This is a genomic window from Gordoniibacillus kamchatkensis, from assembly GCF_000829455.1.
Taxonomy (GTDB): Bacteria; Bacillota; Bacilli; order Paenibacillales; family NBRC-103111; genus Gordoniibacillus; species Gordoniibacillus kamchatkensis.
Map to the genome: position 1 here is coordinate 43,797 of NZ_JXAK01000032.1, position 14,258 is coordinate 58,054.

14 protein-coding genes and 1 pseudogene are annotated in these 14,258 nt (G+C 55.4%); 10 read left to right on the forward strand and 5 right to left on the reverse strand.

The annotated features are described in order from the left end of the window. The first annotated feature begins 156 nt into the window (after nucleotides 1-156). Both recQ and SD70_RS18260 read left to right on the forward strand, forming a co-directional pair. On the forward strand, nucleotides 157-1,944 hold the full coding sequence (gene recQ / locus SD70_RS18255; protein WP_041048969.1) for a DNA helicase RecQ: 1,788 nt from the start codon (nucleotides 157-159) through the stop codon (nucleotides 1,942-1,944). Nucleotides 1,945-2,538: 594 nt separating this feature from the next. After that, nucleotides 2,539-2,832, forward strand: a complete 294-nt coding sequence (locus SD70_RS18260; protein ID WP_041048970.1) for a 4a-hydroxytetrahydrobiopterin dehydratase — start codon at nucleotides 2,539-2,541, stop codon at nucleotides 2,830-2,832. On the opposite strand, the gene SD70_RS18265 is transcribed toward SD70_RS18260, so the two are convergent. After that, entirely contained in the window at nucleotides 2,817-3,257 is a 441-nt protein-coding gene (locus SD70_RS18265; RefSeq protein WP_331436812.1) for a GNAT family N-acetyltransferase, read from the reverse strand. The two genes, SD70_RS18260 and SD70_RS18265, sit on opposite strands and share 16 nt — an antisense overlap. Before the next feature lie 131 nt (nucleotides 3,258-3,388). On the opposite strand from SD70_RS18265, the gene SD70_RS18270 reads away from it, so the two are divergent. Next, nucleotides 3,389-3,880: a GNAT family N-acetyltransferase gene (locus SD70_RS18270; RefSeq protein ID WP_041048971.1), complete on the forward strand. Its 492-nt coding sequence runs from the start codon at nucleotides 3,389-3,391 to the stop codon at nucleotides 3,878-3,880. Nucleotides 3,881-3,927: 47 nt separating this feature from the next. After that, nucleotides 3,928-4,764 carry a sulfurtransferase gene (locus SD70_RS18275; RefSeq protein ID WP_041048972.1) on the forward strand — a complete coding sequence of 279 codons (837 nt, stop codon included), beginning with the start codon at nucleotides 3,928-3,930 and terminating at the stop codon, nucleotides 4,762-4,764. Between the two features lie 949 nt (nucleotides 4,765-5,713). Here the strand turns inward: SD70_RS18275 and SD70_RS18280 are convergent. Then, a complete protein-coding gene (locus tag SD70_RS18280) occupies nucleotides 5,714-6,265 on the reverse strand; it encodes a TetR/AcrR family transcriptional regulator (RefSeq protein WP_041048998.1) in 552 nt (183 codons plus the stop codon). Nucleotides 6,266-6,658: 393 nt separating this feature from the next. Here SD70_RS18280 and SD70_RS18285 point away from each other — a divergent pair, with 393 nt between their 5' ends. From SD70_RS18285 to SD70_RS18300, 3 genes are all read left to right on the forward strand, one after another. Next, the gene (locus tag SD70_RS18285) at nucleotides 6,659-7,063 is read left to right on the forward strand and encodes a VOC family protein (protein WP_041048973.1); all 405 of its coding nucleotides are present in this window, start codon (nucleotides 6,659-6,661) and stop codon (nucleotides 7,061-7,063) included. 774 nt (nucleotides 7,064-7,837) lie between these two features. Continuing rightward, complete coding sequence (gene argC, locus SD70_RS18295; RefSeq protein WP_041048975.1) at nucleotides 7,838-8,791, forward strand: N-acetyl-gamma-glutamyl-phosphate reductase; 954 nt, start codon at nucleotides 7,838-7,840, stop codon at nucleotides 8,789-8,791. A 167-nt stretch (nucleotides 8,792-8,958) separates the two neighbouring features. Further along, nucleotides 8,959-9,483, forward strand: a complete 525-nt coding sequence (locus SD70_RS18300; protein WP_041048976.1) for a DinB family protein — start codon at nucleotides 8,959-8,961, stop codon at nucleotides 9,481-9,483. Between the two features lie 124 nt (nucleotides 9,484-9,607). Here the strand turns inward: SD70_RS18300 and SD70_RS18305 are convergent, their stop codons facing one another. Beyond that, on the reverse strand, nucleotides 9,608-10,486 hold the full coding sequence (locus SD70_RS18305; RefSeq protein ID WP_041048977.1) for a pentapeptide repeat-containing protein: 879 nt from the start codon (nucleotides 10,484-10,486) through the stop codon (nucleotides 9,608-9,610). A gap of 215 nt (nucleotides 10,487-10,701) precedes the next feature. Here SD70_RS18305 and SD70_RS35000 point away from each other — a divergent pair, with 215 nt between their 5' ends. Further along, on the forward strand, nucleotides 10,702-10,890 hold the full coding sequence (locus tag SD70_RS35000; RefSeq protein ID WP_331436813.1) for a DUF1272 domain-containing protein: 189 nt from the start codon (nucleotides 10,702-10,704) through the stop codon (nucleotides 10,888-10,890). A 333-nt stretch (nucleotides 10,891-11,223) separates the two neighbouring features. Here the strand turns inward: SD70_RS35000 and SD70_RS18310 are convergent, their stop codons facing one another. Continuing rightward, nucleotides 11,224-12,051 carry a helix-turn-helix domain-containing protein gene (locus SD70_RS18310; protein WP_041048978.1) on the reverse strand — a complete coding sequence of 276 codons (828 nt, stop codon included), beginning with the start codon at nucleotides 12,049-12,051 and terminating at the stop codon, nucleotides 11,224-11,226. A 137-nt stretch (nucleotides 12,052-12,188) separates the two neighbouring features. On the opposite strand from SD70_RS18310, the gene SD70_RS18315 reads away from it, so the two are divergent. Continuing rightward, nucleotides 12,189-12,638: an SRPBCC family protein gene (locus SD70_RS18315; RefSeq protein WP_041048979.1), complete on the forward strand. Its 450-nt coding sequence runs from the start codon at nucleotides 12,189-12,191 to the stop codon at nucleotides 12,636-12,638. On the opposite strand, the gene SD70_RS18320 is transcribed toward SD70_RS18315, so the two are convergent. Further along, nucleotides 12,599-13,387: an exodeoxyribonuclease III gene (locus SD70_RS18320; protein ID WP_052487600.1), complete on the reverse strand. Its 789-nt coding sequence runs from the start codon at nucleotides 13,385-13,387 to the stop codon at nucleotides 12,599-12,601. The genes SD70_RS18315 and SD70_RS18320 overlap by 40 nt on opposite strands. Before the next feature lie 318 nt (nucleotides 13,388-13,705). Between SD70_RS18320 and SD70_RS18325 the strand changes: the two are divergent. Further along, nucleotides 13,706-14,256 (forward strand): annotated as a pseudogene (locus SD70_RS18325) (GNAT family N-acetyltransferase). Nucleotides 14,257-14,258: the final 2 nt, after the last annotated feature.

The window sequence follows — 14,258 nt, forward strand, 5'->3', positions numbered from 1 at the left end:
GCAAAAAAAGCTCTTCCCCTCAGTGTATCACGATTTTCTCGCTTTTGCCTACGTATTAGCTTTGGCTGGAAAAGGCCCAAATAAACGGTCGGCGGCCCGCTCGCTTTCGTGATATGATACGGAGTGACGATACCGAATGGCAAGGAGCTTTTATTCATGCTTACAGAGGCGCAGAAGCTGCTGAAACAATATTACGGTTACACGTCGTTCCGCCCCGGGCAGGAGCACATTATCCGCTCGCTGCTGGAAGGGCGCGACACGCTCGGCATTATGCCGACGGGCGGCGGCAAGTCGATCTGCTACCAAATTCCGGCGCTCCTGATGAAGGGGCTTACGCTGGTCGTTTCGCCGCTCATTTCGCTCATGAAAGACCAGGTCGACGCGCTGGGGACGCTCGGCATCCCGGCCGCTTCCATCAACTCGACGCTGACCGGCAGCGAAGTCGGCCGCGTGCTGCGCGAGGCCGAGAGCGGGCGGCTGCGCCTGCTCTACGTCGCCCCGGAGCGGCTCGAATCCGACTGGTTCCGGGAGCGCGTGCGCGAGCTGAACATTCCGTTCGTCGCGGTTGACGAGGCGCACTGCGTGTCGCAGTGGGGGCATGATTTTCGCCCGAGCTATACGGCGATTTCGCCGTTTTTGCGCAGCTTGCCGAAGCGGCCGCTCGTCGCCGCCTTCACTGCAACCGCGACGCCGGAGGTGAAGCGCGACATCGCCGATTTGCTGGAGCTGGAGCAGCCGGAGATCGTGATCACCGGCTTCGCCCGCGACAACCTGGCCCTGCATATTCTGCGCGGCGAAAATAAGCGCGACTACATCACGCGTTACGTGCAGGCGCACTCGCACCAGCCGGGCATCGTCTATGCGGCGACGCGGCGCGAAGTCGAGGAAGTGTACGAGATGCTGCGCAAAAAAGGCGTCGCCGCCGGCAAGTACCATGCCGGAATGGCCGACGCCGAGCGGGCTGCGGCTCAGGAGGCCTTTTTGTACGACGATGTCCGCGTCATGGTGGCGACGAACGCATTCGGGATGGGGATCGACAAGTCCAACGTGCGCTACGTCATCCATCACAACATGCCGAAGAATATGGAAGCTTATTACCAGGAAGCCGGCCGTGCGGGGCGCGACGGGGAGCCTGGAGAGTGCATTTTGCTGTTTGGGGCGCAAGACATCCTGACGCAAAAATTTTTCATCGAGCAGAGCAACCTCTCCCCCGAGCGCAAATCGAACGAGTACAAAAAGCTGCAGGCGATGGTCGACTTCTGCTACACGCCGAAATGTTTGCGCAGCGCGATTCTGCAGTATTTCGGCGACACGCAGGAGGATGAGCCGTGCGGCATGTGCTCCTCGTGCAAGGACGACCGGGAGACGGTCGACATTACGGTCGAAGCGCAAAAAATTTTCTCCTGCATCAAGCGCATGCGCGAACGGTTCGGCATCTCGATGGTGGCCAGCGTGCTCAAGGGCTCTGGCGCCAAAAAGGTGCTGGAGTACCGGTTCAACGAGCTGCCGACGTACGGCATTATGAGGAATTTCACGGAGAAGGATATCTCCGACCTGATCAACGTGCTCGTGGCGGAAGGCTATCTCGGCTTGTCCGAGGGGCAGTATCCGACGCTCAAGCTGCAGGAAGGCGCGTTGGAAGTGCTGCAAGGGCGGGTAACCGTTTATCAGAAAATCGCCCGCAAGCCCGCTGCGGCGGCTGCCGGCGATGACGGCCTGTTCGAGCGCCTGCGCCAGCTGCGCAAAGAGCTGGCGCAGCGCGACAAGGTGCCGCCGTACATCGTGTTCTCGGACAGCACCTTGCGCGAGATGAGCGAGTTGCGACCGATTACGGCGGCGGAGCTGCTGAACGTGAAGGGCGTCGGCGAGGCGAAGTTCCGCTCCTACGGCGCGGCGTTCCTCGACGTGCTGCAGCGCTGGGTGAGCGGGGAGCGCACAGGGTAGGCGGCCGGGAGCGGAGATCGAGCGCCGGGAGTATGCGGGGCGACGACCGCGGGCTGCCCGCCGGGCGTGGGCAGTGAGAGCGGCAGGGAGCGGATGGCACTGGTGAGTGCGGTATCTTTGCGGCAAGAGGTGCGGGTGCGTGTTGGGCATTCCGATCATGCGGCGGGCCAATACGCGCTCATGTAAGGCCAGGCTGGAGCGGTTATGGCTGGGTGCGCTTGCAACTAAAATTTGCGGCGCCCTCGCTGGATCGCTTCGCCCCGGGGTGAAGTTTCCTCACCCTCTCGCCCCAATGCATCAGCATAACGTACTGTAGTTCCGCTATTGGGGGCGATTGCCCGCTTGCCGTTTGCGATAACGGAACATTGTTCCGTTATTTTTACTCCTAAGCGGTTTTGGTGCCCGATATTGCCCGAAATCCGCGTGTTAACGGAACGGCATTCCGCTAATTTCGGGAAATACTCGGGAAATGGGCAGATAGCGGAATGACGTTCCGTTAACGCCCATCCGCCCAAGCCGGTCGCCGGCTGTGGCGGCATTCCGACCGGCGATAGCCGCAAATCCTAGTAAAATCCGTAAAGGAGCGATCGGCACATGGAGAAGCTGACGGAAGCGCGAATCGAAGAGCTGCTCGGCAGCAAGGCGCCGGAGTGGGCACGCGAGGACGAGAAGTGGATTGTGCGCAAATTTCGTTTTCGCGAATTTTTGCAAGCGGTGGCGTTTGTGAACGCGGTGGCGCAGGAGGCGGAGCGGCTGAACCACCATCCGTTCATCGCCATCGACTACAAGCTCGTTACGCTGCGCATGACGTCTTGGCATGCTGGCGGCTTGACGGAGCTGGACTTCACGGCTGCAGCGGCCTTCGACGCCGCTTACGCATCGCTGTAAACCATGCAATGAAACTCGCCCGGCCCGGTGGGCGTATCGCGGACATATGTGTCCACGATAGTGAACCCGGCTTTCCGGTACGCCCGGATCGCCCGTTCGTTCCACGTCAGCACCTCAAGGTCGATGCCGCAGCCGGGCAAGCGGCGCTTCGCTTCGGCAACGAGCAGACGCACGAGGGCAGTGCCGAAACCGCTCCCCCGGCCGCACAGCTCAGGCTTAAGGCCAAGCCCGAGGCGCAAAATCGCGCCGCCGTCCTCGCCGGTTAACGGAAACAGCTGCCCGTAGCCGCAAAGCGTACCGGCGCCATTCACGACAGCGACGTACTGCGCGTCCCTTAGCTGCGGATCGGCGAACTCCTCGCTGCGGGCGAGCATTTCTTCCCACGGTGTCCAATTGTACGTATCGTACGGAGCTCGTATCGCCAAGCACATACCTCCGGGCCGTGCTCCTCACGGAAATGGACTACCTGCCAGTCGGCTCCTTGCGATAAATCGCCATTATATACCACAACAATTCACCTCATTCGTTACAGACCTCAGGAGGACTGCATTATATTATGAACCCATCGTACAGCATTCGCCCTGCAGAACCGGGGGACCGCGAGCAGCTGAAGGCGCTGATGCTCGCTTACATCGTCGACTTTTACCGTTGTCCGCGGCCGGATGACGACAAGCTGAATGCGCTCGTCGATGAGCTGCTGCTGGGCCGGATCGGGCGCCAGTGGGTCGCCGAGACAGTGCCGGAGGCCGGTGCGGAAGCGGGTGCCGGCAACGGGCGGCGTCTCATCGGCTTCGTTACTTTATATTATACGTACAGCACGCTTCGCGCTCAAAAAGCGGCCATCATGAACGACCTTTACGTCGACGGAGAGTTTCGCGGCAGCGGGGCGGCGCAAGATTTGTTCGCCGCGATCCGCGATTTTTGCCGTCAGGACGGATGCGCCTATTTGTCGTGGGAGACGGCCGCGGACAACTTCCGGGCGCAACGTTTTTACGAAAAAATGGGCGGCCAGCGCGGCAACTGGCTCACCTATTCTATCGATTTGTAGCGTGCTATACTGGAACGAGAATTCCACAAGTAGAGGAGCGGTTGCAGGTGAAGCATATCGTCAGCATGGCTTGGCTGGCCGAACATTTTTCCCGTCAGGACGTCGTCGTCGTCGATTGCCGGTTTACGCTGGGCAAGGGGGGAGAAGGGCGCAGCTTTTATGAACAGGATCATATTCCGGGAGCGTTCTACCTCGATCTGGAGCAGGACTTGTCCAGCCCGGTCATGGAGCACGGCGGGCGCCATCCGCTGCCCGATCTCGGCGCGCTCTCGATCAAGCTCGGCGAAATCGGCGTTACCGCGGGCGTGAAGGTCGTAGCGTATGATGACCAAGGCGGGGCGATGGCGTCCCGGCTATGGTGGCTGCTGCGTTTTCTCGGGCATGAGCAGGTGTTCGTAATGGACGAAGGGTACAAGGCCTGGAAGGCGGCAGGCTATCCGGTAACGGCTGAGAAGCCGCTGCCGCGGCCTGCGACATTCTCGCCGAAAGTACAGCGCCATATGCTGATCGCTCTGCAGGAGCTGAAGGAAAAGCTCGGTTCGCCCGGCGTCGTGCTGCTCGACTCGCGAGAAAGCAAACGGTACCTTGGACTGGAAGAGCCGATCGACAAAGTGGCCGGGCATATCCCGGGGGCGCGCAACTTTTTCTGGAAGGGGAGCTTGGACGAGTCGGGACGGTGGCTGCCGGCGGAGGCGCAGCAGGAACGTTTTGCCGAGCTGTATCCGGACCAGGAGCTGATCGTCTATTGCGGTTCCGGCGTGACGGCGTGCCCGAACGTGCTGGCGCTTAGCGAGGCGGGGTTTCCGAAGGTGCGGCTGTACGCCGGGAGCTGGAGCGACTGGATTAGCTATGAGGAGAATCCGATCGCGACGGGAGAGGAGTAAGGGCTGAGAGGCCGTATCGGACGCGGGGTGGAGGGCTGTGACAGGTTGCTGTTTGGTGACCTGTTGCGGCCCTTTTTGGCGTTCTCGTTCAACAGCTTGCAAACAAGAACCCGAAGAAAGCAGTTACAGGAACCCAGGAGGCAGCCGCAGTGAGGCGGTCGGGTCTGGTGGTTGTTGAACACTTGCGAGTTTTGTTTTCGTCCGTCCACAGACAAGGGCGGGGCCGCCTTTGGCGGGTAACAAGAATAAGGGTCATTTGACAGCGCTTCGCTTGAGTTCCGTTGCCGGCCCCTACCTTCCGTGGGGAGGAACTTGAGGAAGCACTTGAGCGTTCGGGGCGTATGTTTACGGGTAGCAGGCGATAGCCCTTTGGTTGTGTTACAAGGTCGGGTGTCCCGTGTACAAAGTTTGTTCTACCTGCATGTATTGGACGTACTGGCGAACGTGGTCGGCAGTCAGTTCGTCCAGCTTGAGCGTAGGGTATTGTTCACCCAGCCAACAATGCAGGTAGCGATAGTGGTCCTGTGATCGCTCAGCGTCCGGGGCTTTAAGCCTGCTGTTTCCTTCGAACGAAGGAAGAGTTTGAAATAATGATCGAGTGGGTGGTGCAAGGTAATCACAGCGGAAGTCAAACGTTCGCGTGTTGCTGTGGACATATGAAACGCTCCTCTCAAAAAGAGTGCAAAAAGGCCGCCAAAACTATGGCGGCGTTACTTCTGTTCGTTTTTAATAATTGCAAATTCTGAAAATCCAAGCGGACAAGCAATCTCTGTATTGTTTGAAGAAAGGCCGATAAGCTAGCTGGCAGGTTACTGCAATAGCGACCCTACAACCACCAGCAAGAGGGTTTGATCGCGTTGCGTCAGGATGCCGAAGCTTGTGGGCGCGCAAAACAGATATTCGCTGGTCCGCCATCGATGTCCGGCCAAGCAGTGGTAGGCGTCACGTACTAAAGTGAAGCGAGTACGCGTTTGATGATCGCCTTTACGAACTGGTCGTCGATCGGTTCGCGTGAGAACCAGCGGCGGTAGAAGAGCGGCCCCAGCAGGGCTGCAACGATCGTTGACACGTCGGCTGTTGCCGACAGCTCGCCCCTGCCTACCGCGCGATGCAGGACCTCTCGCAGGGGGGCGGCGTGTCCGCGCTGAATCCGACTGTGGATTTCCGCGAACTCCGGATTGCGCTCGGCGGTGTCGACAATTGACGGCAGGACGAAGGACCAATTCGCCGTCGGTAGCAGATGCGCGATTTCCACCAGGATAGCCGTGACGTCACCTTCGAGTGAGCCGGTGTCGGGCGTTTCCTGCTCGGCAATCATCCGTGAACAGGCGTCGATCACCAGTGCTTCCCGCGTCGGCCAGTGGCGGTAGATGGTCGTCTTCGCGACTCCGGAACGACGCGCCACCTCGTCGACGCTGAAGCTAGCCACACCGCCTTCGCTGAGCAGTTCAAACGCAGTGGTCAGGACGGTATGTCGTGAACGCTCGACGCGTCTAATCATATTGGCCGACGGCACCCGTTCAGATTTCTTAGACGTAGTCACCATCTTCCCTCCAACATAAAAGTACTTAAACTGGGATTCGTTGCTTTAAAATAAAAATTCCTTCACATTATACCATGGAAGCAAACTTGGCGCCGGGTCCCAGAGACGATTTTGCAAGTGGGCGAGTTCTCGTCACTCAGATTGACGTTCGTTCAACGGCATCTCCTCCTGGACTTGACGCCGGGGATTTCGGCTTGCCATTACAGCACACCTTGTTTGTGCTTCTGTGAGGCAACGAATTGTTTTCGAGCACCATTTTTGTTAGTCATACGGCCACTTGTATTTTACAGGTCAATATGATACGATACGGTATCGTAGCGTATAATTCCATTATGGAAAGGATGATGTCTCGTGAATTTCGCTTCTGTACGGATCATTACCGACGACTTGGATCGACTCGTCGTGTTCTATGAGAAAGTCACGGGTGTTTCGGCGAAGCGCCCCGCGCCTGTCTTCGCTGAGTTCGTTCTGCCTTCGTGTACCCTGGCGATCGGCCACTCCCAGACGGTGCAACTGTTCGGCGCTGGTTCCGCGCGCGCGGCCGACAACCACACCGTCATCATCGAGTTTCGCGTCCACGACGTCGATGCCGAGTACACGCGCTTGAAGCCGCTTGTCGACGAGTGGGTACAGGAACCGACCACGATGCCATGGGGGAACCGCTCTGCACTGTTTCGCGACCCCGACGGCAACCTCGTCAACCTCTTCGCGCCGGTTACCGAGGAAGCGCTCGAGCGGTTCAGCGGCAGGCCTTGACGGACAGTGTTCCTAGGCTAAGCGTACTAATGGAGTTCGCGCTTGAAACTCTCCTGCCCGCCGCGGGGCGTGTCAATGTCGGTAGTATCCTGGATCGGGAGCTGGCGGTTGCAGAAGCTCTCGGGAACGAGGGAGTTCAATGGTTACTGCTTTGCAAACAACCATTCAACAAGCTGCAAACAGCACTCTATCAGTCCATCCACGCCCAATGCCAGGCGTTCGCCATTTTCTTCGGGGTGCTTGTTGCGTCTTGCTGTCCTCAGGTTGGGGTTGGCTTTGGTTCAAGAGGCATAGCGTTCCGAGCCGCGTCGTGTACGGGCTTCTTGCTCTTAATGACCCCCCAAGCGTAGTCCATGGGGATCGTTTAACTCTTGCTTTTGAGTATCCCACGAGGTATTCCCGCCGCATGGATGGCGATACCTACTCTTTGGCGTTGGAAATATTTCGGATGGGGGTTCGTGGGGGATAAGTAGCTGGAGCGACTGGATTTCGTACCCCGAGAATCCCATCGCGACGGGGGAAGAGTAAAGGCCGAGAAGCCGCGTGGGACGCGGGATGAGGGCTGTGGCGGATTGCCGAGAGGCGGGCTGCTCACGGCCCTTTTTTGCGTAGCTCTGCAGGGTTGCAAACATATTATTCGGGGTAAGTAACCTCCCGTCGTAAAGGAACGCAGGGGAGAGCTATTGGCAAATGAAATTTGATAGAAGCTAAAGGTTTGTGTATAATTATGCATAATAACGAATTAATATGCAATCCGGCGGGAGGTGGAGTTTGATGCAATATAAAGTATTTGTTGACGGACAAGAAGGTACGACCGGTTTGAAGATCTTTGAATACCTGTCAAAACTATCGGACATAGAAATTCTCAGGATTGACTCCGACAAAAGAAAAGATACTGAAGAACGCAGTAAATTCCTTAATGGGGCAGATATCGTATTCCTATGTCTTCCTGATTCGGCTGCAAAAGAGTCCATTGCGCTGGTGAAAAATGAAAAAACCAGAATCATTAATGCCAGCACTGTCTTCAGAACTGATAAGAATTGGGTATATGGTCTGCCCGAGTTAAAAAATCAAAGAGATTTAATACGGGGTGCGTCGAGAGTATCCGTTCCGGGCTGCCATGCAACCGGCTTTATTCTTACCGTTAGACCGCTAATTGAAGCGGGCATTCTTCAAAATGATTATCCCGTTACGTGCTATTCCGTGACAGGCTATTCCGGAGCTGGAAGAAGCGGCATAGAGGAATACGAGAATTCATCGTTAGCTGCCGCAAAAAAACTCAATGTTCCAAGACATTATGCGTTGCAGCTCAACCATAAGCACTTACCGGAGATGAAGATGTATTCAGGGCTTTTATATGAGCCATTATTCACACCCGTTAAAGCTAATTATGCGCAGGGAATTGCCATGTCAGTTCCCTTAATCAGCAGGAATTTGCCTAAAAAGTCTTCCGCAAAAGATGTACATGAAGTATTGTCAGCGTATTTTGAATCGGAGCGTTTTGTTCGTGTGATGCCGTACGATTCGGGAGATTACCTTGACGACGGGCACTTCATGATTTCCGAATGCAATAATACGAACCGGCTGGACATTTTTGTTTTCGGACAAAACGACAAGATAACGATAATTTCAAGATACGATAATTTAGGTAAAGGTGCGTCGGGTGCTGCGATACAAAATATGAATCTCATGCTCGGATTCGATGAAGGAAACAGCTTGGCGGGCTAATTGCAACCCCCCTCTCTTCCCGCCGAAAAGAAACCTTTACCGAGGGCACGAAAGTAGTCTCCGCCTTCATCCCTAAGCTCGTCCGATAGCTAACGGAGATGCCGGAAAAACGGGAAGTGCGTGGAAATATATGTTAGAATGGTCTCATCACGGAAAGGAGCGGTTATATGCACTTTACGGTGAAAGAGGCCATTGAGGTTCTGGAGCGTACGCCGCAAACGTTGGAGCATTTTTTATCGGGCTTGTCCGACGGATGGTTGCGATGCAATGAAGGTGAGGGAACATGGAACGTCTCTGAAGTGATCGGGCACCTCATCGAGGGAGAGAAAAACAATTGGATCCCAAGGTTAGAGTTCATTTTGCAGGAAGGCGAAAGCAAACCGTTCCCTTCATTTGACCGTTACTCCCATCTGAATGGAAAACCTGAAAGAACTATCGAACAAAAGCTGCTCGAATTTAAATCGCTTCGAACATTAAATATAAGCAAACTTCAAAAGCTTGTTGAACCTGAAGCGCGCCTTGAAGTGACGGGGGCACACCCCGCTTTCGGCGTAGTGAAGGTAAGAGAGTTGATCTCTACGTGGGTTGTTCACGATTTAACGCACATGGCGCAAATCGTGCGGGTAATGGCCGAGAGATACCGGGCGGACGTCGGGCCTTGGCATCAATATTTAGGCATATTGAAAAAGTAAGGCTGCCTTCAGGCTGCAAACAGCCTGCAAAAAGAACTCGCCGCACTCGGATTTGATGCCGGGGCGGCGAGTTCTTTTCATTAACCCTAACGTTTTGCGACTTTGGCGGTGACGCGGTTGCGGCTTATCTCCGCTTGCTGAAGGCGGGCCAATGCGCCGGGCGAGTGAGTGGCGGAGGGAGCTTCGTGTCGGCATCGCCCTTCGCCGCGTTGAGCTGGGCCTGGGTGAGGAAAATAGCCCCGGTGAGGTCGGCTCCGCTAAGGTCTGCGTCCCGGAAATCTGCTCCGATAAGATCAGCCACTCTCAGGTCGGCTCCTCTAAGGTCAGCGGCAATAAGATAGGCTCCTCTCAAGTTGGCATATCTGAGGTCCGCGCCTCTGAGATTGGCACCGATGAGGTCAACTCCCCGGCCGACGGTTTTCTGACGCTTTAGAGGCCCCTTCTCCTTGCGCCGGGCTTCATCTCGCACGAGTTCGCTGGTTTGCAGGAGCAGGGCATTGACATTTGCACGTTGTGCCGCCACGTCCAATTTCACGAGAGCGTTGGGATCCAGGCGAGTGAGGCGGTTCGTCTCCTCGAGCGCCGAGCGGAGCTCGTCATGGATCGAACGGGCCGGCGGCAACGTCAGCGCTTCGGCCAAATACCAGAGCAGCTCGTGAAGTTGCCGCATAATCGGAAATACTTCGAACATTTGCTTCGCGGATTCGGGGGCTTGCCGCCAGTCGCGCCCGCCGAAGGTGATTTGCGAAACCTTTTGCCCTGCGCCGAAGCAGTCATAAACCGTGCAGCCGCGGAAACCACGCTCCCTGAGGCTGTCGTGAACGCCGCAACGGAAGTCCGATCGCAGATTTTGGCAGGGTTGTCCGGCGGCTTTATCTACAGCGAAATCGGCCGAGGCTGCGAAGGGCAGCGCAACGCAGCACAAGCCAAAGCATTGCTCGCAGTCAGCCTGCATACTGAGGCGGAAAGAATCGTTATTCTCGGGCATATATATCTCCTTCATTTCATCGCATTCCCATACGTACAGCAATTCCTTATATGTTAATACTCAATATTTTTTCCGTCAAATCGTGTTTCAGCAAGATTGCGCTAATAGACAGGGAATGCGAAGTGGCACATTAATTTGTTGAATAAGTGGCTCTTTTCTTGCAACCAATTGTTTGATTAAATTGTTTGGCAACCAAAAGAGGGGAAGGGTCGGGTTCTATGGCTTTGGAAATGAGAGGAAACTGCGAAAGATGTGCGAAGGAGCTTCCAGGACATTCGATTGCATATATTTGCACGTATGAATGCACCTTTTGTCATGAGTGTGCAGAAAATATGAATTGCGTATGCCCGAATTGCCAAGGCGAGCTTGTTAAGAGGCCGAGAACTCGAGAAATGCCGCTAAGCTCGCTAGGTTCGTAAAATAGCGGCGTTAAAAGTGAAGTAACGGGGGCCGGGAAAGCGAGGGCGACAGGCGTTTCAGACGCTGATTGAAGGCTGTGGCGCTTGGCGTCATGCGGCTTTCAGCTGCTCTTTTGCGCTATGTTTAACAGTGCGCGAGCATGAAACGGAAGGACCTCACAGCTGTTCCTTAACTTCCCACACTGCTTATATTAAAATCACAGAAAAAAGACCGAGTGCGCCAACACTCGGCCTGTACGAATGGCTTGGAGGGGGGTGTCCCTTCAAGTTGATGAACGGTACATAAATCCACCTTGGGCCGAAGAAACTCGAGGTGGGTTTTTACTTTCTCTTCTAGTTATTCGAGTGCCCGATTTCCTTGACGTACTCTTGCGGCGATTTGCCGATCATGGCTTTAAAATCTTTGATAAAATGCGCCTGGTCGTAGTACCCCAAATCGTGCGACAGCACGGACCAGTCAGGGACGACGCCCTTTTCCATCAGCTCCGCCGCTTCCTGCAGCCGGTACCGCTGGATGACCCACTTCGGGCTGACGCCGACGTAGCGGCTGAACAGACGCTGCAGGCTCCGTATGCCTATGCCGAGCCGGGCCGCTACATCATCCACCTTGGTAATGTCCCGGTTGTCGATGACGGTTTGCACAATACGGTCAATCAAGTCAACGTTGTCATCCCGCTGGGGAAGCCGTTCCCGCAAAAAACGTTCGGCAAGCCGGGCCATCGGTTCCCCCGGCTCCTGAGCGAGCACTTCCTCCCGCACCGCATCCGCACCCGCCCCGAAAACGTCCCGGATATCGAGGATCCGTCCGGTAAGGAGAGATACGGGCTGTTTCCAGAACGGGTAAAAACCGCCGGGGCGGAATTTCACGCCCAGCACCACGCCCTCGTCTTGCAGGATACGGGCGTACGTTTTTTTCGGGACGCCGTAAATGCCGGCATAAGTCCCTTTGTGTTCTTGCTCGAACGACAGATTGACGTTGGGATAAGATAAAATAACTTGACGAAAAGGCGCTTGTCCCCTCAAGTCCCACCGGATCGCCCAGTATTGCTCGACAAAACAGGCGAGATCGGGAGCGGGGTCGAAGCGCATGAGCGAAAACTTTTGCTTGCCGGCTTCCGCCCGCAAAATACCTCTATCGGATTGGGCTGCAGCCCGTTTCATGAACAATCCCTCCAATGCAAAGCCGGCTTGTCGCGTTTTTACAATACCCGACGCGGATTTCGCTCTATACTTGAGACAAGCAGTCTGACGCAGTTCGCGCAGCGCTATCCAATTGACCACCGAACGGAGGAACCGTTATGGATCTCAAGTATGTCATGTATATCGATGGAAAGCCCGAGGATGTTTGGCAAATTTTCGTGAAGCCTGAAGCGACGAAAGCGATATTTTTCGGGAGCGTGCTGAAGTCGACTTTCGAGATAGGCTCTCCTTACGAATATGTCGGCCCCGGCAACGACGGCGACGAAACGGTTCATGTTTACGGTAAGGTGCTGGCCTACGAGCCGTATCGGCTCATGAGCTTTACGGAACACCCCGGGCCGTCCTATCGCGACAATCACGCCGAGCTGGAAACGAGAGTTACGCTCACGCTCGAGACGGTGGGGAATTGCACCAAGCTCACCTTGCTTAACGATCAGTGGCCGGACAACCATCCTTCCTACGACAGTACCAAAGAGAGCTGGCCTATGATTCTGAGCAACATCAAAACTTATGTGGAAACGGGTAAAACGCTGGATTTCGGCTGGTAAGCAATTTCCAGTACCACGGGACAGTGATCGCTTCCCAATACGGCGGCGTCGATCTGCGCGTCGACGAGGCAGGGAATGAGCTTTGAAGACACGAGGAAATAGTCGATTCGCCATCCGACGTTTCGCTCTCTGACTTTCGGCATATTCGACCACCAGGTGTAGGCGTCCGCACGCTCGGGATAAAGATGACGGAACGTATCGGTAAAACCCGAGTCCAGCAGCCGGGTCATCTTGTCCCGTTCTTGCGGCGTGAAGCCGGAATTGCCCCGGTTGGATTTGGCGTTTTTCAAGTCGATCTCCTGGTGGGCGACATTCAGATCGCCGCACACGACAACAGGCTTATGGGCGTCCAGCTGCAGCAAGTAGCTGCGAAACCGCTCTTCCCATTCCAGCCTGAACTCCAGCCTCGACAGATCGCGCCTGGCATTCGGGGTATAGACGTTGACGAGATAAAAGCTGTCATACTCGAGCGTAATGATCCGCCCCTCCGGCTCCGTCTCTTCCTCCAGACCGTACCGCACCGAAAGCGGCTCGATTCTGGAAAATACGGCGGTGCCGGAATATCCTTTCTGCAGCGCGTAATTCCAAAATTGCCTATATTCTTCACCCAAGTCGAGTTGAACTTGTCCTTCCTGCAGCTTCGTCTCCTGAATGCAGAAGATGTCAGCCTCCGCTTGCTTGAAGTAATCGATAAATCCTTTGGCAAGACATGCCCTTAACCCGTTAACGTTCCAAGATATCAGCTTCATGATCGTTACCCCCTGGCAAAAGAAGGCCGGGACCTGTTTCATACAATCCCGCCTTCATAAATGTACAACAGAATGCGAACTTCCGGTAGACCGGCAGCGGGAAGATTTCGGCCTGTCTGACGATATCGCAGCGAATGGAAAAAGGCAGAAGAAGCCTGGGTGACCGCTTCTTCTGCCTTTTTTCGCTCCTTTATGCCGTACAGTTGTCGGCGCTGCCGGTGCGGAAGCGGGAACATTTTTCCGAAAGGGTGCGTCTAACAGAAAGGTGAACAAGGTGCAGTCCGGCAGTGACATTATATCGGAGGAGCTGTTAAAACAATGAGCAGTTATGCGGGTGAAAGGGTATATATTCGATTTATCGGCGCAGATGACGCTCCTGCCTTGCTGGACCTTTTGCAGCGCAACCGGGAGCTGTTCGAACAGGTAGTGCCTAAGCGCAACGACTCGTACTACACGCTGGAAGAGCAGAGCAAAATTATCGATCGTTGGACAAAAGAGAGGGAAGAGGATAAGCGGTACTCTTTCGGAATTTTTCTGCACGATACGAACGAACTGATCGGAGAGCTTCGCTTTTTGAAGTGATGCGGGGACCGCTGCAAAGGTGCATGGTAGGATATTGTCTGGACCAGCGGTATAACGGCAAGGGGTATATGACGGAGGCGCTCGCTCTTGTATTGGCTTTCGCGTTCAAGGAAGCAGGTTTCCATCGGGTCGAGGCAGGGGCGAAGCCGAGCAATATCGGCTCTATCCGGGTGCTCGAAAAGGCGGGCTTCCGGAAAGAAGGACTCGCCCGCAAAAACGTGTGCATCAACGGCAAATGGGAAGACCACGTGATGTTCGCTATTTTGGACGAGGATTATAGCAAGTGAAG